The organism is Hephaestia sp. MAHUQ-44, assembly GCF_023806085.1.
Lineage (GTDB): Bacteria > Pseudomonadota > Alphaproteobacteria > Sphingomonadales > Sphingomonadaceae > Sphingomonas.
The window spans coordinates 139,426-162,638 of the sequence record NZ_JAMSLX010000003.1 but is presented as its reverse complement, the minus strand read 5'-3'; the positions used below and the strand labels follow the sequence as shown (position 1 = coordinate 162,638).

The window sequence follows — 23,213 nt, the reverse complement described above, 5'->3', positions numbered from 1 at the left end:
TCGCGATATGGCGCATGGTATCGACCCCGCCGCTTTCCGCTCCGACGCCGCACAGGCGGCGTCGGATGGCGGCAATCTCGCCTTTGTAACGCTCGTCAGCCTCGTCTCGGCGATGGGCGGGTTCCTGTTCGGTTACGAGACCGTCGTGATCGCGGGCACGCTCGCGCCGGTGAAGGCCCAATTCGGCTTTTCGGCGATGATGGAAGGCTGGTTCGTGAGTTCGGGGCTGCTGGGGTGCGTATTCGGCGTGCTCGCGGCGGGAAAATTATGCGACAGCATCGGGCGCAAGCAGGTGATGCTGCTCTCGGCGGCGCTGCTGGCGATCGCGGCGGTGGTATGCGCCGCGGCGCCCGCTGTATCGTGGCTGATTATCGGCCGCTTCATCGGCGGGGTCGGCGTCGGTCTCGCGTCGGTGGTCTCGCCGCTCTACATTTCCGAAGTCGCTCCGCCCAGATATCGCGGGCGGCTGGTGTCGCTGTTCCAGCTTACGATCACGCTGGGCATCGTTGCGGCGATGCTCGCCAATGCCGGGCTGCTCAATTATTCGCTCGGCGCGTCGTCGTCGGCCGCTGAGGGCCTGTGGGGCTGGCTGTTCGTCGGTGAAGTGTGGCGCGGCATGTTCCTGGGGCAGGTGGTGCCGGCGCTGATGTTCCTCGGCTTCGCATTGGTCGTGCCCGAAAGTCCGCGCTGGCTGAGCCTCGTCGGGCGATCCGAGCGCGCACGCAATGTGCTGGCGCGGTTGCGCGGTGGCGATGCCGCCGCCGGGGTGGAGCTCGGCCAGATCGAGGAATCGATCCGGCTCGAAACCAGAACCGACGGGCGCGCCCACCTTGCGGGGATGGGGCGGCCGCTGTCGCTGGGCATCTTTCTTGCGGTCTTTTCCGAACTCAGCGGCATCACCGTGGTGATGTATTACGGCCCGGTCATCCTCGAACGCGCCGGGATTTCGGCGGGGTCGTCGCTTGGCGGCCATGCCGTGATCGGGATCGTGCTCGCGTGCTTCACCGTGCTCGCGCTGTTCGTGGTCGATCGTTTCGGGCGCCGACCGGTGTTGCTCACCGGGTGTGCGGGGGCCGCGATCGCGCTCGCGCTGACGGGGATCTGCTTCGCGATCGGCGTTACCGACGGCGCGGTCATCATCGCCTTGCTGTGCATGTTCGTCGCTTTTTTCGCTTTCTCGCTGGGGCCGATCAAATGGATCGTGATCTCCGAGATTTTCCCGACCGGCGTCCGCGCACGGGCAATGGGGATCGCGACGGTTGCGGTGTGGCTGACCGATATCGTCATCAACCAGGCCTTCCCGCTGGTGCGCGATACCTTCGGCGTCTCGGCGATGTTCCTCGGCTGCGCGTTCTTCCTCGCCATCCAGTTCGTCGTCGTCGCCCGCAAACTTCCTGAAACCAAGGGCATGGCGCTCGAGGACATTTTGTCGCTGTGGAGCGACCGGCCGGCAAAGGAGGCCCGCTGATGCGCAATGATTTTTCCGGCAAGGTCGTCATCATCACCGGTGGCGCGGGGGGGCTGGGCAAGGCGTTCACGCTCGAGTTTGCAGCCGTTGGGGCAGACGTTGTGTGCAACGATCTCGATCCGGCGGCGGGCGAGGCGGTGATCGCCGAGGCTGCCGGATTGCCGGGTCGCGTCCATTATGTCGGCGGCAGCATGGGGCTGCCCGAGACGTGCGATGCGCTCGCCGCCAAGGCGCGCGAGCTCGGTGGGGTGGACGTTCTGTGCAACAATGTCGGCATCCAGCCGCCGACCAGCTACGTGCCCGCGCATGAGCTCGACGATGCGCTGTGGGATGCGATCCTCACCGTCAATCTGAAATCCTATTTCTGGATGGTGAAGCGCTGCGTGCCGATGATGAAGGCCAAGGGGCAGGGCGTCATCATCAACACCGCCAGCGTCCAGGGGCTGCAATCGCAAAAGGGCGCGGCGGCTTATGCGGCCTCCAAGGGCGGCATCATCTCGATGACGCGCCAGCTCGCGCTCGAATATGCCGAGGACAATATCCGTGTCGTCGCGATCGCGCCGGGCACGTTCGATACGCCGCTGCTGCGCGATGTCGCCGCCGGCATTCCCGACAAGGGATATATGGAGCGGCTGCGCCAGGCGTATCCGATGAAGCGCTTCGGTCGCCCCGAGGAAATGGCCCGCGTGGTCGTCTTCCTCGCCAGCGACGGCGCATCTTTTCTGACAGGCGAATGCATCACCGTGGACGGCGGCATCATGGCGCAAGGCGGTTGGGCACAATGAAGGGGGTTTCTGAAATGAATCTGAGTCGCAAGGAGTTCCTGCGGAGCGGCCTGTCCACGATGGCAGTCGCCGGGCTGCCGACGACGGGCGTTGCCGCCGCCGCAGTGGCAGGTGCCAGCCCTGCGGCTGACGGCGGGCCGGTCACGATCACGACGCTCAACCCGACGATCCGGCTGTATCCGGTGAAGGCGTTGGGGCGCATGGGCGACATCCGCTTCGGGACCGCCGAAATCGGTACGATGATGCCCGTTCTGGGCGAAGCCGAAATCACCTGGACGGTGTCGGTGCCCGAGGCCGGGCGCTATGATCTCGCGTTGTGCTGCTCGACCACCAATAAGGGCCAGCCGATCAACGTCACCGCGGGCAAGACCCGCATCGATTTCGCGATGCCGGTCACCGACGGCTATTTCTATCCGCATCCCGATGGGCCGGACGACAACCCCGGCGATCCCAGCGGCGAGAGTTTTTTCCGGCTGAAGGAATATTATAATTTCGATCGCGTGCCGGTGGGCGAATTCGATCTGATCCGCGGCGTCAACATGGTACGGCTGCGCGTGGCGGGCACCAAGGGCAAGGAAATCCTGCGGCTGCGCTCGGTCGAACTGACCCCGGTCGGCGCTCGCGCCGCGATCGAGGCCGACAAGCAGCGTGCCCGCATGCACCGCGCCAACACCGATTGGTTCGCGCGCGCCGGTTATGGCCTGTGGTTCCATTTCCTCGATCTGACGACGCCGCCGAGTGGCCCGCGCAAGCCCTATGAGCAGGCGGTCAACGAACTGGATATCGAAAAACTGGTCGGGCAGGTGGCGGAGACCGGCGCCAAATACATGATGTGGGCGGTCAATCACGGCAATCCGACCTGCCCGGCGCCGATCAAGAGCTGGGAGAAGCTGCATCCGGGCTGGACCACCAAGCGCGATCTGATCGCCGAAATGGCCGACGCGCTGGGCAAGCGCGGGATGCGGCTGATGCTCTACATGAACCCGCCGGGCGTGGGCGGGATGGCGCTCAATCCGGGGACGGTGAACGGCATCCCCGGCTATAACGAAGACGAATATGCCAATCAGCTGATCGATGTGTTTCGCGAATTCGGGGAACGCTATGGCCCGCGCGTTGCCGGTTATTGGTTCGATTCCACCTTCGAGGCTACCGAATGCTATCCGAACCTGCCGTTCGATAAGCTCAACGACGCGATCAAGACCAATTATCCCGATCGCCTCGTCGCCTGGAACAATTGGGTGTTCCCGCATGAGACCGAATGGCAGGACTATTTCGCGGGCGAACTGACCGATCTGCCGGTCAAATCCTATGGCGGCCGCTATGTCGGCTATGGCACCGCCAAGGGGCTGCAAAGCCACGTCGCGCTGCGCTTCGACGCGGACTGGCTGCACATCAAGCAAGACACGCCGATGCCGCCGCCGCGCTTCAAGGCCAAGGAACTCGCCGACTTTATCAAGACGTGCCAGGCCGAGCAGGTTCCCGTGACGCTGGGCGTCGGGATTTTTCAGGATGGCTCGCTGGGACCGCAGGCGCTGCCGGTGCTCCGCGAAGTGGGGCGTCTGGTTCGCGGCAAAGGCAAGAAGGGCTGATCGGACCGCGCGCCGCCACCGCGGTGGCGGCGCGCGGGTAGCTGCCTGACTCGCACGCATTTTTTGGACGGGGATCATAATGCTGACGATGAATCGTAAGGAATTTCTGCGCACCGGGCTGTCGACGATGGCGGTTGCGGGGTTGCCGGCATCGGCGGCGGCCGCCGCCTTCGGCGCCGCGGACGCGCCGGGCGATCCGATCACGGTGACCAGGCTCGATCCGGTGATCCGGCTGTATCCGGCCAAGGCGTCGTCGCGCTCGGGTGAATTGCGGTTTGGCCCGGCCGAACTGAGCATCATGCTGCCGTTCCTCGGCGCGGGTGAATTGCTGTGGGAAGTCGAAGTGGCCGAGCCGGGCGAATATGATCTCGCCTTGTGCTATTCGACCACCAAACCAGGCACGCCGGTGACGATCGAAGCCGGTCCCTCCAAGGTCAATTTCGCGGCGCCGGTGACCGAGGGCTATTTCTACCCCGATCCCAACGGCCCGTCCGAGAATCCCGGCGATCCCGACAGCGACAGCTTCTGGACGATGCGCGAATATTATCTGTTCGAGCGCGTCCCCGTGCCCGGCCGGATCAAGCTGGTGCGCGGCGTCAACGTCGTGCGGCTCAAGGTCGCGGGCGAGAAGGGCAAGGAGATTTTCCGCCTGCGCTCGCTGGAGTTGACCCCGGTTGCACAGCGCGCGGCGATCGAGGCCGACAAGCAACGCGCCCGCTCGCGTCGCGCCAACACCGATTGGTTTGCCGATGCCGGCTACGGCATGTGGTTCCACTTCCTCAATCTGACGATGCCGCGGCATGGGCCGCAGGTGCCGTATGAGCAGTCGATCAACGCGCTCGATGCCAGGAAGATGGCGAAGATGGTCGCCGATTGCGGGGCGAGCTATCTGATCTGGGCGGTCAACCACGGCCACCCGACGTGCCCGGCACCGATCAAGAGCTGGGAGAAACTGCACCCCGGCTGGACGACCAAGCGCGACTTCATCGGCGAGCTGGCCGATGCGCTGGGCAAGCACGGCATCCGGCTGATGCTTTATATGAACTGCCCGGGCATCGGGAAGCTCGAGCAGCAGGCGGGCACCGCGCTCGATCTGCCGGCGTTCAGCGAGGCCGAATATTCCAACCAATTGGCCGATGTCTTTCGTGAATTTGGCAACCGATACGGGTCGCGCGTCGCGGGATACTGGTTCGATTCGTGGTTCCAGACCACCGAGAGCTATCCCAATCTGCCGCACGAGGCGCTGTTCGACGCGGTCAAGACGGGCAATCCCGATCGCATGGTCGCGCTCAATTACTGGGCGTTTCCGGTCGAGGTCGAATGGCAGGATTATTGGGCCGGTGAGATCACCGATCTGCCCGCCAAGCCGTTCAAATCGCGCTATATCAAGCGCGGGGCAGGGGCCGGGTTGCAGGCGCATTCGGCACTGCGGTTCGATGCACCCTGGTTCCATATCAAGCAGGACACGCCGATGGACGCGCCGCGTTACTCGGCGGCCGAACTGGGTGAGTATATCCGAACCTGTCAGGCCGATCGTGCGCCGGTGACGCTGGGGGTCGGCATCTTTCAGGATGGCACGATTGCCGAGGAATCGTTCACCGTCCTCAAGCAATTGCGCAAGATCGTGCGAACGGGCCGAAAACCATGAGGCCGGCCCGCGCGCGCGCCGCCGTCGACACCCCATCCAGGCGCGGACCTGCTCTCGCTCCAATTGCGGGTGGGTCAGCGCAATGATCGGATCACCCGTGATTGTTCTCTCTCCGACCGATAATGTCGCCGTTTGCCGCCGCAACGTGGCCAAGGGTGAGACGCTGGCGATCGAGGGCGGTGCCCTCGTCGCCCGCGGCGATGTGCCACTGGGGCACAAGGTGGCGTGTCGGCGCATCGCGCGCGGCGCGGCGGTGATCAAATACGGGATGACGATCGGCACCGCGACCGCCGATATCGAGACCGGCGACTGGGTCCATCTCCATAATTTGCAGAGCAATTACATCGCCACCCGCCTGCGTACTGCGAAGGTGTCATCATGATCGTTGCCAATGGTTTTCTGCGTGCCGATGGCCGCAAGGGCATCCGCAACGTGGTCGCGGTGATCTATCTCGTCGAATGCGCGCATCACGTTGCGCGGCGCGTGGTCGATCAGGCGCAGGATGAGGATGTTCACCTGCTCGGGTTTCCGGGCTGCTACCCCAATGATTATTCGCTGCGGATGATGAAGGCGCTGGCGACGCATCCCAATGTCGGTGGTGCCGTGCTGGTGTCGCTGGGGTGCGAGGGGTTCAACCGCGACGGGCTGGCGGCCGCGATCACCGACAGCGGTCGCCCGGTCGAGACGATCGTCATCCAGGAAGTGGGCGGCACGCGATCGGGGATTACGACCGCGCTCGCGGCGGTCGAACGCGTGAAGGCGACGATGCGCGAGCGTGCGCAGCGCGTGCCGATGGCGCTTTCCGATCTCACGATCGGGGCGATCTGCGGCGGATCGGACGGGACCAGCGGGATCGCCGCGAACCCGGCGGTCGGGCGCGCGTTCGATCGGCTGGTCGACGCGGGGGCGACCTGCATCTTCGAGGAAACCGGCGAGATGATCGGGTGCGAGGATGCGATGGCGACACGCGCCGTCTCGCCCGAGGTCGCTCGCAACATCGATACCGCGATCAGGAATGCCGAGACCTATTATCTGGCGATGGGCCATGGCAGCTTCTCGCCGGGCAATGCCGATGGCGGGTTGTCGACGCTCGAGGAAAAATCGGCGGGGGCTTATGTCAAATCGGGCAGCAGGCCGATCAGCGGGGTGATCCGCCCGACGCAGGCGCCCGACGCGCCGGGGCTCTATCTGCTCGATGTGGTGCCCGATACGGCACCCAAATTCGGCTTCCCCAACATCTCGGACAATGCCGAGATCGTCGAACTGATGTCGTGCGGCGCCCATCTGACGTTGTTCACCACTGGGCGCGGCTCGGTGGTCGGCTCGGCGATCGCGCCGGTCATCAAGATCACCGGCAATGCCGAAACCTATGCCCGGATGCGCGAGGATATGGATATCGACGCCGGACGTATCATGCAGGGCGAGGCGACGCTCGATCAGGTCGGCGGCGATATTTTCGATCTCGTGCTGGCGGTGGCGGCGGGGGAGCAATCCAAGTCCGAAATGCTCGGGCACCGCGAGTTCATTCTCGGCTATAAGACGATCGATGCGGTGGGGCCGGCGTGCCATCCGGGGACGTAATGACGGGTGCCAATGCGGTGCCGCTCGCCGTCGCCGCGCTCGATCCGGTGATCCGGCTATATCCGGCGAAAGCGTCGTCGCGCTCGGGTGAGTTGCGGTTCGGCCCGGTCGAGTACGATCTCGCCTTGTGTTATTCGACCATCAGGACGAGGACGCCGGTGACGATCGAAGCGGGCGCGTCGAAGGTCGATTCCGCGGTACCGGTGACCGAGGGCTATTTCTACCCCGATCCCAACGACTCGTCCGAGAATCCCGTCGACCCCGGCAGCGATCGCTTCTGGGCGATACGCGAATATTATCCGTGCGAGCGCGTGCCGATGCCCTGCCGGATCAACTTGGTGCGCGGCGTTAACGTCGTGCGGCTCAAGGTGGACGGCACGATCGCCGAGGACTCGATCCCCGTTCTCAAGCAATTGCGCCGCCTCGTGCGTCGTTAACCCACAACAGGCCAGACCCTATGATCAACGACCTTCTCGCCGCGCATCGCAACACCGAAGCTACGCCCGCACAGGCCGCGCCGGCGCCGAACCGCCTAGCAGGCAAGCGTGCGCTCATCACCGGTGCGGGGCAGGGGATCGGCCGCGAGACTGCGGCGCTCTTCGCTGCACAGGGGGCGACCGTCTGGGCGAGCGACCTCCATGGTGCCGCGCTGGAAGGGCTCGACGGGTGCATCCCGATTGCGCTCGATGTGACCGACGCCGGGGCGGTGCAGGCGATCGGCGAACGGGTGGGCGCGATCGATATCCTGTTCAATTGCGCCGGGATGGTGGTGAGCGGGACCGTGCTCGATTGTTCGGACGACGATTGGGCGCGCTCGCTCGACGTCAACGTCACCGCGATGTTTCGCCTCATCCGTGCGTTCCTGCCCGGAATGATCGCGCGCAACAGCGGATCGATCATCAACATGGCCTCGATCGTGGGGGCGCCCAAGGCGGCGCCCAACCGGTGTGCCTATGGCATGTCGAAGGCCGCCGTCGTCGGGCTGACCAAATCGGTCGCGGCCGATTATGTGACGCAGGGCATCCGCTGCAACGCGATCTGCCCTGGTACGATCGAGACTCCGTCGCTCCACGATCGCCTGCGCGAGACCGGCGATTTCGAGGGCGCACTGGCGGCGTTTCGGGCGCGCCAGCCGATGGGGCGGCTGGGCCAGCCGCAGGAGATCGCCGCGCTGGCGCTGTACCTGGCGTCGGACGAATCGGCCTTCATGACCGGCCAGTCGTTGATGATCGACGGGGGCTGGTCGGCCTGATGATGGCACGTCACTCTGTGCGCGATGGAAGCAAGGGAGCACGCCGATGAACATCGTCGATACGCACGCGCATTTCTGGGACGTCGAGCGCATCGATTACCCGTGGATCGAGGCCGGATCGCCGTTCGACCGCAGCTTTTCGCTGGAGGATTATCAGCGCGCCTCGGCGGCGGTGCCGATCGAGCGGATGGTGTTCGTCGAATGCGATGCGCACCCGCGCTGTTCGGTCGTGGAAGCCGAATGGGTGACGGGGCTCGCCAAGGCCGATCCGCGCATTCAGGCGATCGTCGCGCGGGTGCCGTTGCTCGCCGACGATGCTGCCGCGCGGCTCGAAGCGGTGGCGGCGATGCCGCTGGTGCGTGGTGTGCGCGACAATATTCAGGGGCAGGCGCCGGGCTTCGCGCTGCACGATTCGTTCGTGCGCGGGGTGCGAGACGTGGCGCGATGCGGGCTGCATTTCGAACTCTGCCTCAAGCATCACCAACTCGACGAGACGATCGAACTGGTGCGCCGCTGCCCCGAGGTGCGCTTCGTGCTCGATCACTGCGCCAAGCCCGACATCGCGACCGGACTGCGCGAGCCCTGGCGGTCACAGATCACCGAGATGGCAGGATTGCCCAATATCGTGTGCAAGATTTCCGGACTCGTCACCGAGGCGGATTGGACACGCTGGGAGCCCGAGGAGGTGCTGTGGTATGCGCGCGCCGCTGCCGAGGCGTTTGGTCCGGAACGGATCATGTTTGGCAGCGACTGGCCGGTCAACGAGGTCGCGGGCGGCTATGAGCGTTGGTTCCAACTAGCCAAAGATCTCGCATCTGCGTGGGATCAGCGCGATCGAGACCGGTTTTTTCGCGGCAATGCGGAACGAATCTATCGGCTTGGGTAGAAGGGCTTGGGCCTCGCAGACCTGCATGGAACCGCCTTCCGTTTCGTGTCATACGGCAAGCGAAGAGCCGGCCGGACACCGAACGGTACCGCTCACAAACTGGGGCAGACGAAAGAACAATAAAGATGCCAAAGAAGGAGAAGCCCACCAAGGCGCCGACCTATGCCGCGCCGGCGTTGGAAAAGGGCCTCGACATTCTGGAGTTGCTGTCGGGCCTGTCGCAACCGATGGGGCTGTCGGATATTTCGCAGGCGGTGGGGCGTTCGAAGAACGAGATTTTCCGCATGCTCCATGTCCTCGAAAAGCGGCATTATATCGAGCGCGCGCAGGGCAACGATCTCTACACGCTGACCAATCGGCTGTTCCTGCTCGGGATGGAGCGCCCGCCGCTCAAAGGGCTGCTCGATATCGCGCTGCCGATGCTGCACGAATTGTCCGACGACACCCAGCAATCGTGCCACCTCGTCGTGCCGTCCGAACAGTTCATGGTGGTGATCGCGCGTATCGATCCGCCGGCCGATCTGGGGCTGGTGGTGCGGATCGGTCACCGTCGGCCGATCCTCGAGGGCACGTCGGGGATGGTGCTCACCGCGTTCCAGCTCGAGCCCGTGCGGCAACGCTGGATCGAGGATTATGGCGCCGACATGACGCCCAAGAGCCGCGCCGAGCTGGAAAACAGGCTTGCCGACATCACGCGTAAGGGCTTCGCGGCGATCAAGAGCACCGTCGTGCCGGGGATTACCGATATTTCGGTACCGGTCATGAGCAACGGTGCGGCGGTGGCGTCGCTGGCGATTCCCTATATGAAGCGCAGCGGTGTTCCCGTGTCGCAGACAGAGGCGACCACGATGGCGCGCACCGTCGCAGCCGCGATTTCGGCGCGATTGCCGTGATGGGGCGACGGTCCTCAAACCGTCGCCCGCGTGCCATTATCCGCCGATCACCTGCTGACGCTGATCGCCGAGCTTCTCGATTCCCAATGTGACCACGTCGCCCGCCTTGAGATAGCGCGGCGGCTTCTGCCCCATGCCCACGCCCGGCGGGGTGCCGGTGGTGATGACGTCACCGGGCAGCAGCGTCATGAAATGCGAGACGTAGGAAACGAGGTGCGCGACGCCGAAGATCATCGTGCGCGTGTTGCCGGTCTGCACACGCTCGCCGTTGACGTCGAGCCACATCGACAGCGCCTGCGGATCGCCGACCTCGTCCGCCGTCACCAGCCAGGGGCCGAGCGGGCCGAAGGTGGGGCAGCCCTTGCCCTTGTCCCACGTGCCCGAGCGTTCGAGTTGATAGGCGCGTTCGGATACGTCATCGACGACACAATAGCCCGCGACGTGGCTGAGCGCGTCGGCCTCGGTGACGTAGGAGGCTTTGGTGCCGATCACGACGCCGAGTTCGACCTCCCAATCGGTCTTGGTCGAACCCGGCGGGATCGCGATCGGATCGTTCGGGCCCTGGATGCAGCTGACGCCCTTGGTGAACAGCACCGGTTCGGCCGGGATCTCCATCCCCGATTCGCGCGCGTGGTCCGAATAATTCAACCCGATCGCGAGGAATTGCCGCGTGCCGGTGATCGGCGGCCCCAGCCGTTCGGTCGCCGCGACCAGCGGGAGCGTGGTGAGATCGATCGCGGCGAGCGCGCGCAGGCGCTCGGGCGCCAGTTCGGCGGGGCCGAGATCGGCGATCACGCCCGAGAGATCGCGAATCCGGCCATCACCGTCGATCGCGCCGGGCTTTTCTTCGCCCGCTTTTCCGAAACGGCAGAGTTTCATGCGTTTGTTCCTTCAGTCATGCGTGGATGAGGGCGCGCGCTAACTGGCGTAATCGCGCTTTTTGGACATGCCGCCGATCCCCGCGTTGAAGCGGTTCCCCGGATCGAGCGTGCGATAGAAGTCGGCGAGTGCCGGTTCAGCGGGATAGAGATGGCCGACATTGTGCTCGGCCGGATAGCGCGCGCCGCGGCTGTCGAGCAGCGCCCACATCCGATGCTCGATGCCAAGGCAATCATGCCCCGGCGCGACGATGTAATCCTGATGCAGGACGTGGCACAGGAAGTGGCCGTAATAGATTTTGTGGACCAGTGCGGCGTCGAGATCGGCGGGCAGCGCCTCGAACCAGTCGGTGTCGTTACGGCGCAGCGCGATATCGAGCGCGACGATTCCTGCGGTCTGTCGCGGATGGATCGCGCGATAGCGCACCGCCGCGCCCGCGACGACGAAGCGGTGGAGGAAGGCCTTGCGCGCCTCGGTCGCGGTGCAGGCGAACCAGTCGTTCGCGTCGCCGCGCCAGCGATCGAGCAGCGCGCGCATCTCGTCTGCGGCATCGGCCGACACGCGCAGCAGCAGATGGTGCGCGAAACGATCGCGCCACTGGCGCAGCCGCGCGGGCAGGTGATCGGGCCACCATTTGCCGAGCGCGAACAGCAGCCGATCGGTGAGATTTTCAGGCAACCAGCGCAGCCGGGCGAGCGCCGCGTCGATCCGGCTCTTGAATGCGAAAAAGCTGGGCAGCCGTCCGGTCCCGAGCCGTTCGATCGTCACGAACTGATCCTTGCCGTAGCGATCGGCGAGGTCGAACGCGTCGCGGTGGATATATTCGCCCGCGATCGGCAGCGACGCACATTCGGTCAGGATCAGGCGGCGCAGCTTGCCCAGGTCGGCGGGGTCGTTGCAGCCGACGTAGAAGGTCTGCGACTGGGGCTCGGCCTCGAATGTATCGAGCCGGACCGCGAACACCATCATCTTGCCCGCCGACCCCGATGCCTCGAACAGGCAGCGCGGATCGGCGTTGAAGCGCGCTGGGGTATCGGCATCGACGTCGCGGACGTGGCGCGGATAATCGTGCGCGCTTGCGGCGCTACGATCGTGGCGGACATCGGCGTCGTCGAACCGTCCGGCCTGCAAGCGTTCGAGGATCTGCTCGGGCGCGTCGCCCAAGTCGATGCCGAGATGGTTGACCAGCCGGAGCGTGCTGTCGGCATCGACCTGCGCGAACAGCGCCATCTCGGTGTAGGCCGGGCCGCGCCGCGTGAGCGCGCCGCCCGAATTGTTGCACACGCCGCCGATCACCGAGGCGCCGAAGCAGGACGAGCCGATCACCGAATGCGGTTCGCGGCCCAAAGGCTGTAACCGCCGTTCGAGCGCGTGGAGTGTCGCGCCGGGCAGGCACACGACCTGCTGCCCGCCGTCGAGCACGAATATGCCTGCCAGCCGCGCGACGCTGACGATCACGACGTCGCGGTCATAATCGTCGCCATCGGGGGTCGAGCCGCCGGTGAGCCCGGTATTCGATGCCTGCGAAATGACGATCACGCCCGCGCGGACGCAGCAATCGAGCACCTGCCATTGTTCGAGCAAGGTGCCGGGGCGCACCACCGCGAGCGTATCGCCGCTGCCGAAGCGGAATCCGGTGCGATAGCGCCGCGTGGCGTCGGGGCGGGTCAGGAGATGGCGCTTGCCGACGATCTCGCGCAGCGACCGCAAGAGTTCCATGCGGCGTTGGGCATCGGCGGACAAACGGCGTCTCCGGGTCGTTGGAAGGGGATCAGGCGCGAACGGCCTGTGCGCGTTACGAGGGCTTTCCCAATCTCATATGGAACAATGTTTTGTCAATGGAACAGCAATGCGGTCAGCGCGCCAGTAGCGACGCGGCACGGGCCTTGTCCTCGATCTCGGCCGTGGTGCCGCCGGTCACCCAGCTGCCGCCGACGCACAGGACGGGGGCGAAGGCGAGCCAATCGGGGGCGGTCGCCGCGCTGATCCCGCCGGTCGGGCAGAATTGGCACTGGTAGAAGGGCGCGGCAAGGCTCTTGAGTGCCTTGAGGCCGCCCGAGGTTTCGGCCGGGAAGAACTTGAAGTGCGTCAGCCCCAGATCGAGCCCCCGCATGATATCACCGGCATTGGCGACGCCGGGCAGGAAGGGAATCGCCGTCTCGGCCACGGCATGGCCGAGCCGATCGGTGAGCCCCGGCGAGACGATGAACTCGACCCCGGCATCGGCGACCTGCCGGAGTTGGTCGCTATTGACCACGGTGCCTGCGCCGACGATCGCGCCGTCGACCTTCTTCATCTCGGCGATCGCCTCGATCGCGGCGGGGGTGCGCATCGTCACTTCGAGCACCCGGAGCCCGCCCGCGACCAGCGCTTCGGCCAAGGGCCGGGCGGTGGCGGCGTCGTCGATGACCAGCACCGGGATCACCGGGCTGGTAAGCATGATGGTCTCGATATTGCTCACAAGGTGTGCTCCTGGGCGAAGGCGGCCGCGGCGCCGAGCAGGCCGGGCTGCGAATGGGTGATGAGCTTGACGGGGATCGAATTCATCAGCCCCTGGAAGCGCCCCTTGGCGGCGAAGCGCTGGCCGAAGCCCGAATTGAGCAGATGATCCTTGAGCCGGAGCCCGAGCCCGCCCGCGATGACGACGCCCCTGGGCCCGTGCGCGAGCGCGAGATCGCCCGCGACCGCCCCCAGCGCGAGACAGAAGCGATCGAGCGCGGCGACTGCGAGTGCGTCCTTGCCCGCAAGAGCCATGTTCCACAGCGTCTTGTCATCGTGTCTTTCAATGGACTTGTGTTCGAGTGCTGCCAGCGTTTCGTAGATCGGGACGATGCCCGGCCCGGCACAGATCCGTTCGGCCGAGACGCGGGTATATGTCGCGCGCAACCGCTTGACGATCGCGTCCTCGATTGCGTCGAGGGGAGCGAAATCCATATGGCCGCCCTCGGTCTCGATGACGTGATAGCGATCCTTGGTGCGGAAGACCTGCGCGACGCCGAGCCCGGTACCGGGGCCGCACACCGTGATCGCGCCGTGCCGGGGCAGCGGCGCATCGGGGCCGCACAGATGGATGAACTCGTCGTCGGGAAGCTGCGCCACCGCATGACCGACCGCGCCGAAATCATTGATCAGAACCCACTGATCGACGTCGAGCCGCTCGGTGATCAGGGCCGGGCGGATGATCCACGGATTGTTGGTAAGCCTGATCAGATCGTCGTTGATCGGCGAGGCGACCGCGATCCCGGCAGCGCGGGGGAAGGGGCGACCGAGCGTCTCCTGCGCGGCGCGCCAGGCGAGTTGCAGGCTGCCATGCTCGGCGGTCTTGAGCGTGATCGGCTCGCCCAGCGTGGCGACGCGGCCGCTCGCCACCTCGGCGATGGCGAAACGCGCGTGCGTGCCGCCGATATCGACCGCGACAACCTCCATCAGCCAATCTCCTCCATTGCTTAGCGGCTTTTGTTTACAATTCTTCCGAGGCGAGGAGCGCCGAGGCGCCCTTTTCGGCCTCGGTGGCGTAACGGCGCATCAGCCCGAACAACTCGCGCCCGGTGCCGACCGCCGGACGCGGTGCGGCGGCATGCGCGCGCGCGGCCCATTCGGCCGGGTCGACCAGCGCCTCGAGCGTCCCGGTTTGCGCGCAGACGCGGACGATATCGCCATCGCGGATCTTGCCGATCGGGCCACCCCCCAGCGCCTCGGGGCTGAGGTGGATCGCGCACGGGACCTTGCCCGACGCGCCCGACATCCGGCCATCGGTGACCAACGCGACGCGAAACCCGCGGTTCTGGAGCACGCCGAGCGGCGGGGTGAGCTTGTGCAATTCGGGCATGCCGTTGGCGCGCGGCCCCTGGAAACGGACGACGACGACCACGTCGCGATCGAGCTCGCCCGCCTTGAAGGCATCCTGCACCTGCTGCTGATCGCTGAAGACGCGCGCGGGCGCCTCGATCGTCCAGCGATCCTCCTCGACCGCGCTGATCTTGATGCAGGCGCGGCCGATATTGCCGGTGAGGATGCGCATTCCGCCTTCGGGCTGGAAGGGGGCGGCGACGGTGCGGACGATGCTGTCGTCGATCGGCGCTGCGGGCAGATCGCGCCACACCAGCGTGTCGCCGTCCATCTCGGGCATCCGGCCATAGGCGCCCAGATCGTCACCCGCGACGGTGAGGATATCGCGGTGAAGCAGCCCGGCGCCGAGCAGTTCGCGGATCACGAACGGCGGCCCGCCGGCATCCTGGAACGCGTTCACATCGGCCGAACCGTTGGGATAGACGCGCGTCAGCAGCGGCACGACCTTCGAGAGGCGGTCGAAATCCTCCCAGTCGATCACGATCCCCGCCGAGGCGGCGATCGCGGGCAAATGGATCAGATGGTTGGTCGATCCGCCGGTCGCGAGCAGCGCCACCATCGCGTTGACGATCGCCTTTTCATCGACGCATTCGCCGAGCGGGCGATAATCGTCGCCCTTCCAGCCGATCTCGGCGAGCCGGTGGACCGCGGCGCGGGTCAGTTCCTGCCGCAGCTTGGTGCCCGGATTGACGAACGCGGCGCCGGGCATGTGCAGCCCCATCGCCTCCATCATCATCTGGTTGGTGTTGGCGGTGCCGTAGAAGGTGCAGGTGCCCTTTGAGTGATAAGCCGCGATTTCCGAATCGAGCAGTTCCTCGCGGCTGGCCTTGCCCTCGGCGTACAGCTCACGCGTGTGGGCTTTCTGCTTGTTCGAAATGCCCGAACGCATCGGGCCGCCGGGGATCATGATCGTCGGCAGATGGCCGAAGCGCAGCGCGCCCATCAGCAGACCGGGGACGATCTTGTCGCAGATGCCGAGCAGCGTCGCGCCTTCGAACATGCCGTGGCTGAGCGCGATCGCGGTTGCCAGCGCGATCGTGTCGCGGCTGAACAGCGACAATTCCATGCCGGGATAGCCCTGCGTCACGCCGTCGCACATCGCCGGCACGCCGCCGGCGACCTGTGCAGTGATCCCGACCTCGCGCGCCCAGATTTTCATCTGTTCGGGGTAGCGATAATAGGTCGCATGCGCCGAGAGCATATCGTTGTAAGCGGTTACAATACCGATATTCATTGCCCGCCCGGCCTTGAGCGTATCGCGATCCTCCGCGGTGCCCGCGAAGCCGTGCGCCAGATTGGCGCAGCCGAGGATCGGGCGGTCGACCCCCGATTCGCGTTCGCGGCGGATCAGATCGAGATAGGCGCGGCGCGTGGCGATCGAGGCCTGGATGACGCGATCGGTGACGGCGGCGACTTCGGGGTGGAGATTAGGCACGGGCCTTTCCTTCGTTCGGGCTGAACCTGCCGCAGCCCGGAAAATCGAGAACGCCCTTCGACAGGCTCAGGGCGAACGATGGTGCGATCATGCAGGGCTCCAGTGGATGTCGACGGGAAGTTCGACATCGGCGAGCACGCGCCCGATCGGGAAAGGCGACAAGGGGCCTTGTTCGATCGCCTGTTCGATCACGTCGCGCTTGGCCTGGCCGGTGACGGCGAGCGTCAGCGCGCGCGCGGTGATCATCGCCGCGCGGGTCAGCGTGACGCGTGCCACCGGGGCCTCGGCCGGGAGCGCGGCGGGCATGACGCCGATCGCGCGGCGTTCGCGCGGGCCGGCGACAGCTTCCTCGAAATCTTCGCCGGGGAAGATCGAGGCGGTGTGGCCATCGGCGCCGACGCCGAGCAGGCACAGATCGAGCGGCCAGTGGACGTCCTGGAGGCGTGCGTCGGCGGCGCGGCCGGCGGCACGATAATCCGCCGCCGCCTCGCTGGTGATCGGCATCACCCGCGCCTTCACCGGCAGGAACACCTTGGCCATCGCGGTGACGTTCGACAGCGGATCGCCCATCGGCACCAGCCGGTCGTCGGTCGGGATGATCGTCACCCGCTTCCAGTCGAGCTTGGTGTCGGCGAGCTTCTGGTAGATCGGCAATGGAGTCTTGCCGCCGGGCAGCGCGATCACCGCCTGGCCGCGCGCTTCGAGCGCGCTTTCGATTACGAACGCCGCGTCGCCCGCAACGGCCGTGGCCATCTCGTCGGCGTCGTCATAATCCCACCATTCGATTTCGGTCATGCAATCCTCAATTTATGTCCATCATGATCGGTAACGATCGACGTCAATCGTCGTGCCACGTTACCCCGTCGCGCTCGGTGAGCGCGATCGCCGCCGACGGGCCCCAGCTTCCCGCAGGATAGGGCTTGGGCCTGACGGCATGTTCCGCCCAGCCGCGGCGGATCGCGTCGATCCACTGCCACTGCGCCTCCACCTCGTCGCGGCGCACGAACAGCGCCGGATCACCCTCGATCAGGTCGAGCAGCAGCCGTTCATAGGCGATCCGCCGCCGCGTGCCTGCGAATTGTACATCCAAGCTGAGGTCGAGGGGCACTTCGCGCAAGTGGATACCTTCGCGATCGAGCCCCGGTTCCTTCGCCATCACCAGCAGCCGGACATATTCGTCGGGCTGGAGACGGATCACAAGCTTGTTGGCCTGCAACGTGCCGCCGCGCTGCGCAAACATCGAATGCGGCACCGGCTTGAACTGGATGAAGATTTCCGACTGGCGCGCTGGCAGGCGCTTGCCGGTGCGCAGATAGAAAGGGACGCCTTGCCAGCGCCAATTGTCGATATGCGCCTTGAGCGCGACAAAGGTTTCAGCGCCCGAGGCATGGCCGAGTTCGTCGGCATAGCCGCGCACGATCTCGCCGCCCACCGCGCCCGCGTTATACTGGCCGGTCACCGTCAGTTGCGGCACTTCCTCGGGCTTCATCGTGCGCAGCGATCGCAGCACCTTGACCTTTTCGTCGCGGATCGCGGTGCCGTCGTACAGCGAGGGCGGCTCCATCGCGATCAGCGCGAGCAACTGGAGCATATGGTTTTGCACCATATCGCGCAGCGCGCCGGTATCGTCGTAAAAGCCCGCGCGGCCTTCGAGCCCCACGGTCTCGGAGACGGTGATCTGGACATGCTCGATCCCGCGCGCGTTCCAGATCGGCTCGAACAGCGCGTTGCCGAAGCGCAGCGCAAGAATGTTCTGGACGGTTTCCTTGCCGAGATAATGGTCGATGCGGAAGGTACGCTCCTCGGGAAAGACCTCGGCGACGGCATCGTTGATCTCGCGGCTCGATTGCAGATCGTTGCCGAGCGGCTTTTCGAGCCCGATCCGCACATTGGCGCCCGCGAGCCCGGCCGATTCGAGCCCCTTGATCGTCGCGCGGAACAGCGAGGGCGCGGTCGACAGGAAAATCGCGAGCCCGCCCGAGGTATCGCCGATCTTGTTGGCGAGATCGTCATAGCCTTCGATCGTCGAGGCATCGAGCGGCTGATAGCCGAGCCGATCGAGGAAGCCCGCGATCGCATCATGATCCTTGCGATCGTCGGGCAGGAATTCGTCGAGCGCGGCGGCGGCGAAGGCGCGATAGCTCGTATCGTCATGGTCTGAGCGCGCGGTGCCGGTGATCGTCAGCCCCTCGGGCAGCAGGCCATCGGCATGGAGGCCGAACAGCGAGGGGAGCAACATGCGCTGGGCAAGATCGCCCGTGGCGCCGAACAAAAGCAGTTTCGTCACCGGATGGCGCATGATGTTCCCTCTTTTGCCGGCTGGCTGCATCCTACAGTCGCAGCCCCGCGACAGGATCGAGCCCGGCCATGATGTTGAGATTCTGGACCGCGGCCCCCGCGGCGCCCTTGCCGAGATTGTCGAGCGTCGCGATCAGCTGCGCGTGCCCGGCGGCGTCGTTGCCGCGCACCCGCAGCGTCAGCCGGTCGCTGCCGGCATCGTCCTCGATCCGCACCACCGACGGAATATCTTCCGCGACCCGCACCACCGGGCTGCCCTCATAGGCGGCGAGCAGCACTTCATGGACCGCATCGACGCTGGGGCGGCGCGGCAGGGCATGGAGCGGCAACGGCACTTCGACCACCATGCCGCGATAGGTGTCGACCACCGCCGGCGAGAAGATCGGCGGATGCGCGAGCCGGGCGTGGCGCTGCATCTCGGCGACATGTTTGTGCGCGAGATCGAGCGCATAGGGCCGGTAGGCCGAGCCGCCGTCGCCTTCGAATTCGGCGATCATCGCCTTGCCGCCGCCCGAATAGCCCGAGGTCGCGCTGACGTTGATCGGCCAATCGTGCGGGACGATGCCGGCGCGCACCAGCGGCCGCACCAGCGCGAGGAAGCCGGTCGGATAGCAGCCCGGATTGGAGACGCGCGGCGCGGCGGCGATCGCCGCCTGCTGGCCGGGCTCGAGTTCGGGGAAGCCGAACAGCCAGCCCTCGGCGGTGCGATGCGCGGTCGAGGCGTCGATCACCCGCGTGTCGGGGTTGGTGATCAGCCGCACCGCTTCGCGCGCGGCGTCGTCGGGCAGGCAGAGAATCACGATATCGGCGGCGTTGAGCGCCTCGGCGCGCGCGGCTGGATCCTTGCGGCGGGCGTCGTCGATCTCGACCAGTGCGAGATCGCTGCGCCCGGCGAGTCGGTCGCGGATTTCGAGCCCGGTGGTGCCGGCGGCGCCGTCGATGAAAACTGAAATGCTCACGCGCGAGACTCCTTCGGGCCGGCGCCGAGCGCCTCAGCCTCGATATAACCGACCAGGCCCTGCTGTGTCGCGATTCCCCATGCGGTGCCGCCGACCGTGTCGAGCAGGTCGAATGCGTCGCCCGCCTTTACGTCCGTGACCGGGGCGGCATCGGTGGCGGGCGATTCGCGCAGCGTGGCATCGCGTAGCACGATGCGGGCCAATGGTTCGACATAATGTGGCGCAAAGACCTGTTCGGCGAGGCGAACATCGGCGAGATCGCGCCGTGCAGCGTAGGTTCGCGGGTCGAACGCCACGCGGGGCCCCGCGAGCGTAAAGCTTTTACGCGGAAGCGTCGGAGACGTCGGGCAGGGGCCTTTCGTCGATAAAATGGCCGAACTCTTCAAGAAACACTGCCCCTTCAGACGTGCGCGCGACAAAGATATTGCGCTTGTCGCTGTCGTCGCGCTGGCGGCGCAGATAGCCCAGCGCGCCAAGTCTATTCAAGGCACGGGTCACAACCGGCTTCGAAACGTTGAGACAATGCGCCAAACCGCGCACCGTGTGCGGGCCGGGGCGAAGGTAGACGACGAGCAGCAGCGCCATCTGCCGATTGGTAAGATCGGGCTCGCCCGATCGGACGTAATCGACCAGCGTCTCCATCCATGTCGTCAGAGAATTCCGCGCTAGCGTTGCCACTGTCAAAACATTCCGCTTGCTGTCGGGGCCCATGTCGGGCGTTCCACCTGAGCCCTTAACGCCTTTGTGGCGTGCAGGTTTCAGTGCGGTGCCGAAATATTGCCGGAAATAAGCGCGACTCGCGATCACGGTTGATCGGAAAGCCGCGCGCGCCTATGTGCCTCGCGGTTCCCGCACTCGGTTATTCAGGCGTTCGATGTTCACCTTTCTCCTTGTTCTGCAAGCTATCATCGGCGCCGCATTGGTGACCGTCATCCTCATGCAGCGTTCCGAGGGCGGTGGCCTGGGCATGGGCGGCAGCCCGTCGGGCCTGATGTCGGCGCGCGGCGCGGCCGATTTCCTCAGCCGCGCGACAGCGATTCTGGCGGGCATCTTCGTGCTGCTCAGCATCGCGCTGGCGACGTTGGCGGCAACCCGGCACGCGACGACGATCGATACGTCGCTCGCAACCAGCGCCCCGGCACCTTCGGCCACACCGCCGGCAGGCGCGACCGTTCCGCAGACCGATGCGGCGCCGTTCGCCGGCGCAGCGCAGAATGCGGCGGGTGCCACGGCCCCGGCCAATGGCGCAGCCCCGGCCGATACCGGCCCGGTTCCGCTCCAGCAATAAGCTTCGCCGGTTCGCCGGCCGCATAATTATTCGCGCGTCCGTGGATTCGGGCGCTTGTCCTTCCATGTGTTCTAACGCTAGGCGGTAAACCCCATGGCGCGGTTTATTTTCATTACCGGCGGTGTGGTCTCCTCGCTCGGCAAGGGTTTGATGGCAGCAAGCCTCGCGGCGTTGCTCCAGGCGCGCGGGTATCGCGTCCGCATCCGCAAGTTCGATCCGTATCTCAACGTCGATCCGGGCACGATGTCGCCCTATCAGCACGGCGAGGTCTATGTGACCGACGACGGCGCGGAAACCGACCTCGATCTCGGCCATTACGAACGCTTCACCGGGGTTGCCGCGCACCAGAGCGACAATGTGACCTCGGGCCGGATCTATCAGCAGATCATCCAGCGCGAGCGGCGCGGCGACTATCTGGGCGCGACGGTCCAGGTGATCCCGCACGTCACCGACGCGATCAAGGCGTTCGCGCTCGACGATACCGACGATCTGGATTTCGTGCTGTGCGAGATCGGCGGCACGGTGGGCGATATCGAGTCGCTGCCCTTCATCGAGGCGATTCGCCAGCTTCGCAACGAACTCGGGCGCCACCAGTCGATCAGCATCCACGTCACGCTGGTGCCGTATATTTCGGCCGCGGGCGAATTGAAGACCAAGCCCACGCAGCATTCGGTGCGCGAACTGGCCGCGCTGGGGGTCCAGCCCGATCTGCTCGTCTGCCGCTGCGAACATCCGCTGCCCGATAGCGAGCGCGCCAAGATCGCCTTGTTCTGCAACGTGCCCAAGGAAGCGGTGATCCCCGCGCTCGACGCGTCGAGCATCTATGCGGTGCCGCTGCAATATCATGCCGAGGGAATCGATCGGGAAGTGCTCAAGGCGTTCGCGATCGAACCCGGCGCGGCGCCCGATCTGTCGCGCTGGTCGGAAATCGTCGAGCGCGTCGAGAATCCCGAGGGCGAGGTCACCGTTGGCGTCGTCGGCAAATATGTCGGCCTTCAGGACGCGTATAAATCGCTCAACGAGGCGCTGGTTCACGGCGGCATCGCCAACCGGGTGAAGGTCAACATCCGCTGGATCGACGCCGAATTGTTCGAGACCGACGACACCGACATCGCCTCCAAGCTCGAACCGTGCCATGCGATCCTCGTCCCCGGTGCGTTCGGATCGCGCGGCGCCGAGGGCAAGATCGCCAGCGTGCGGTTCGCGCGCGAGCGCGGCGTGCCCTATTTCGGCATCTGCTTCGGGATGCAGATGGCCTGTATCGAAGGCGCGCGCGACCTCGCGGGCATCGCCGAGGCGTCATCGACCGAATTCGGGCCCACGGATGAGCCCGTGATCGGCCTGATCACCGAATGGATGTCCGAATCGGGGCTGGAGAAGCGCGAGGCGGGCGGCGATCTGGGCGGCACGATGCGGCTTGGCGCCTATCCGGCAGTGCTCGCGGGGAACAGCGTGGTGGCGTCGATCTATGACAGCAATGAGATCAGCGAGCGCCATCGCCACCGCTACGAGGTCAACACCGCCTATCGCGAACGGCTCGAAGCCGGCGGGCTGGTGTTTTCGGGCATGTCACCCGACGGCACGCTGCCCGAGATCGTCGAGCGCCCCGATCATCCGTGGTTCGTCGGCGTGCAATTCCACCCCGAATTGAAGTCGAAGCCGTTCGATCCGCACCCGCTGTTCGCGAGCTTCATCGCCGCCGCGGTCAAGCAAAGCCGGATGGTCTGAACCGCGGCACTGGCGGCGGGGCGCGAGAAAGAAGGGGCGCCCAGGCGGTTGCCCGGACGCCCCCGATCGGCGACGGATTTTACCGTAAAGGCTGGCTTAGGCGGCGTCGTTTTCTGCCGCCCCGGTGCCGATTGTGGGCACGTTGCCGGTATTAATTGCAATCGTTTTGGGCTTCATCGCCTCGGGCACTTCGCGCACCAGATCGATGGTCAGCAAACCGTCGGCCAGTGTGGCGTTTTCAACCCGCACGAAATCGGCCAGTTCGAAGCGGCGTTCGAAACTTCGATTGGCGATGCCGAGATACAGGAAATCACCATCGGCCTTGTCTTCGGCCCGGCGGCCTTCGACGAGCAGCAGATTTTGCTGCGCGGTGATCTCGATCTCTGCGCGGGAGAAGCCGGCCACCGCGAGCGTGATGCGATAGCGATCCTCGGACAGGCGCTGGAGATTGAAGGGAGGGTAAGCGTCGCCCGATGCGGCGCGTGCATTGTTTTCGAGCAGATCGAACAACCGGTCGAAACCGATCGTCGAGCGGCGGAAGGACGTGAGATCGAACTGTCGCATTGTCAAAACCTCCAATGAGCGAATTGAACGAAGTGGAGCCCACACCATGCGGCGCTCCCGTGGCACGACCCGTTTGCGGCGTCGTGCTGTTCGTTTATCTGGGATTGTCTT

At 65.5% G+C, this 23,213-nt stretch carries 23 protein-coding genes; 12 read left to right on the top strand and 11 right to left on the bottom strand.

Features of this window, described 5'->3' with window-relative positions; genetic code table 11:
• Positions 1–7: 7 nt before the first annotated feature.
• The 10 genes from NFE57_RS04775 to NFE57_RS04730 all read left to right on the top strand — a co-directional run bounded on the left by NFE57_RS04775 (position 8) and on the right by NFE57_RS04730 (position 10,102).
• Positions 8–1,468, top strand: a complete 1,461-nt coding sequence (locus NFE57_RS04775; RefSeq protein ID WP_252134422.1) for a sugar porter family MFS transporter — start codon at positions 8–10, stop codon at positions 1,466–1,468.
• Positions 1,468–2,253, top strand: coding sequence for an SDR family NAD(P)-dependent oxidoreductase (locus tag NFE57_RS04770; protein ID WP_252134421.1), 786 nt, complete (start codon positions 1,468–1,470; stop codon positions 2,251–2,253). The genes NFE57_RS04775 and NFE57_RS04770 overlap by 1 nt, the downstream gene beginning before the upstream one ends.
• A gap of 14 nt (positions 2,254–2,267) precedes the next feature.
• On the top strand, positions 2,268–3,842 hold the full coding sequence (locus tag NFE57_RS04765) for an alpha-L-fucosidase (RefSeq protein WP_252134420.1): 1,575 nt from the start codon (positions 2,268–2,270) through the stop codon (positions 3,840–3,842).
• 79 nt (positions 3,843–3,921) lie between these two features.
• Complete coding sequence (locus tag NFE57_RS04760; protein WP_252134419.1) at positions 3,922–5,490, top strand: alpha-L-fucosidase; 1,569 nt, start codon at positions 3,922–3,924, stop codon at positions 5,488–5,490.
• A gap of 82 nt (positions 5,491–5,572) precedes the next feature.
• On the top strand, positions 5,573–5,872 hold the full coding sequence (locus tag NFE57_RS04755) for a UxaA family hydrolase (RefSeq protein WP_252134418.1): 300 nt from the start codon (positions 5,573–5,575) through the stop codon (positions 5,870–5,872).
• Entirely contained in the window at positions 5,869–7,071 is a 1,203-nt protein-coding gene (locus NFE57_RS04750; RefSeq protein ID WP_252134417.1) for a UxaA family hydrolase, read from the top strand. Before NFE57_RS04755 ends, NFE57_RS04750 begins: the two co-directional genes overlap by 4 nt.
• Positions 7,071–7,508, top strand: coding sequence for a hypothetical protein (locus NFE57_RS04745; protein WP_252134416.1), 438 nt, complete (start codon positions 7,071–7,073; stop codon positions 7,506–7,508). The genes NFE57_RS04750 and NFE57_RS04745 overlap by 1 nt, the downstream gene beginning before the upstream one ends.
• Before the next feature lie 20 nt (positions 7,509–7,528).
• Entirely contained in the window at positions 7,529–8,323 is a 795-nt protein-coding gene (locus NFE57_RS04740) for an SDR family oxidoreductase (RefSeq protein WP_252134415.1), read from the top strand.
• A 46-nt stretch (positions 8,324–8,369) separates the two neighbouring features.
• Positions 8,370–9,209, top strand: a complete 840-nt coding sequence (locus NFE57_RS04735; protein WP_252134414.1) for an amidohydrolase family protein — start codon at positions 8,370–8,372, stop codon at positions 9,207–9,209.
• Between the two features lie 125 nt (positions 9,210–9,334).
• Entirely contained in the window at positions 9,335–10,102 is a 768-nt protein-coding gene (locus tag NFE57_RS04730) for an IclR family transcriptional regulator (protein ID WP_252134413.1), read from the top strand.
• Between the two features lie 36 nt (positions 10,103–10,138).
• Here NFE57_RS04730 and NFE57_RS04725 read toward each other — a convergent pair whose 3' ends face one another.
• The 10 genes from NFE57_RS04725 to NFE57_RS04680 all read right to left on the bottom strand — a co-directional run bounded on the left by NFE57_RS04725 (position 10,139) and on the right by NFE57_RS04680 (position 20,164).
• Positions 10,139–10,981, bottom strand: coding sequence for a fumarylacetoacetate hydrolase family protein (locus NFE57_RS04725; protein ID WP_252134412.1), 843 nt, complete (start codon positions 10,979–10,981; stop codon positions 10,139–10,141).
• Positions 10,982–11,020: 39 nt separating this feature from the next.
• A complete protein-coding gene (gene dld, locus NFE57_RS04720; protein WP_252134411.1) occupies positions 11,021–12,700 on the bottom strand; it encodes a D-lactate dehydrogenase in 1,680 nt (559 codons plus the stop codon).
• A gap of 136 nt (positions 12,701–12,836) precedes the next feature.
• Positions 12,837–13,442: a bifunctional 4-hydroxy-2-oxoglutarate aldolase/2-dehydro-3-deoxy-phosphogluconate aldolase gene (eda, locus tag NFE57_RS04715; RefSeq protein ID WP_252134410.1), complete on the bottom strand. Its 606-nt coding sequence runs from the start codon at positions 13,440–13,442 to the stop codon at positions 12,837–12,839.
• Positions 13,439–14,407: a glucokinase gene (gene glk / locus NFE57_RS04710; protein ID WP_252134409.1), complete on the bottom strand. Its 969-nt coding sequence runs from the start codon at positions 14,405–14,407 to the stop codon at positions 13,439–13,441. Before glk ends, eda begins: the two co-directional genes overlap by 4 nt.
• Positions 14,408–14,441: 34 nt before the next feature.
• Entirely contained in the window at positions 14,442–16,265 is a 1,824-nt protein-coding gene (edd, locus tag NFE57_RS04705) for a phosphogluconate dehydratase (protein WP_252134408.1), read from the bottom strand.
• Between the two features lie 87 nt (positions 16,266–16,352).
• Positions 16,353–17,060 carry a 6-phosphogluconolactonase gene (gene pgl / locus NFE57_RS04700; protein WP_252134407.1) on the bottom strand — a complete coding sequence of 236 codons (708 nt, stop codon included), beginning with the start codon at positions 17,058–17,060 and terminating at the stop codon, positions 16,353–16,355.
• Between the two features lie 43 nt (positions 17,061–17,103).
• Positions 17,104–18,564 carry a glucose-6-phosphate dehydrogenase gene (gene zwf, locus NFE57_RS04695; RefSeq protein ID WP_252134406.1) on the bottom strand — a complete coding sequence of 487 codons (1,461 nt, stop codon included), beginning with the start codon at positions 18,562–18,564 and terminating at the stop codon, positions 17,104–17,106.
• A 31-nt stretch (positions 18,565–18,595) separates the two neighbouring features.
• Complete coding sequence (gene argC / locus NFE57_RS04690) at positions 18,596–19,522, bottom strand: N-acetyl-gamma-glutamyl-phosphate reductase (protein ID WP_252134405.1); 927 nt, start codon at positions 19,520–19,522, stop codon at positions 18,596–18,598.
• Positions 19,519–19,818 carry an SH3 domain-containing protein gene (locus NFE57_RS04685; protein ID WP_252134404.1) on the bottom strand — a complete coding sequence of 100 codons (300 nt, stop codon included), beginning with the start codon at positions 19,816–19,818 and terminating at the stop codon, positions 19,519–19,521. The genes argC and NFE57_RS04685 overlap by 4 nt, the downstream gene beginning before the upstream one ends.
• A 25-nt stretch (positions 19,819–19,843) precedes the next feature.
• Positions 19,844–20,164, bottom strand: a complete 321-nt coding sequence (locus NFE57_RS04680; RefSeq protein WP_252134403.1) for a MarR family transcriptional regulator — start codon at positions 20,162–20,164, stop codon at positions 19,844–19,846.
• Positions 20,165–20,396: 232 nt separating this feature from the next.
• Between NFE57_RS04680 and secG the strand changes: the two genes are divergently transcribed.
• Both secG and pyrG read left to right on the top strand, forming a co-directional pair.
• The gene (gene secG, locus NFE57_RS04675; RefSeq protein ID WP_252134402.1) at positions 20,397–20,810 is read left to right on the top strand and encodes a preprotein translocase subunit SecG; all 414 of its coding nucleotides are present in this window, start codon (positions 20,397–20,399) and stop codon (positions 20,808–20,810) included.
• 93 nt (positions 20,811–20,903) lie between these two features.
• Positions 20,904–22,538 carry a CTP synthase gene (pyrG, locus tag NFE57_RS04670; protein ID WP_252134401.1) on the top strand — a complete coding sequence of 545 codons (1,635 nt, stop codon included), beginning with the start codon at positions 20,904–20,906 and terminating at the stop codon, positions 22,536–22,538.
• Positions 22,539–22,634: 96 nt separating this feature from the next.
• On the opposite strand, the gene NFE57_RS04665 is transcribed toward pyrG, so the two are convergent.
• The gene (locus tag NFE57_RS04665; RefSeq protein ID WP_252134553.1) at positions 22,635–23,102 is read right to left on the bottom strand and encodes an Hsp20 family protein; all 468 of its coding nucleotides are present in this window, start codon (positions 23,100–23,102) and stop codon (positions 22,635–22,637) included.
• Positions 23,103–23,213 lie beyond the last annotated feature (111 nt).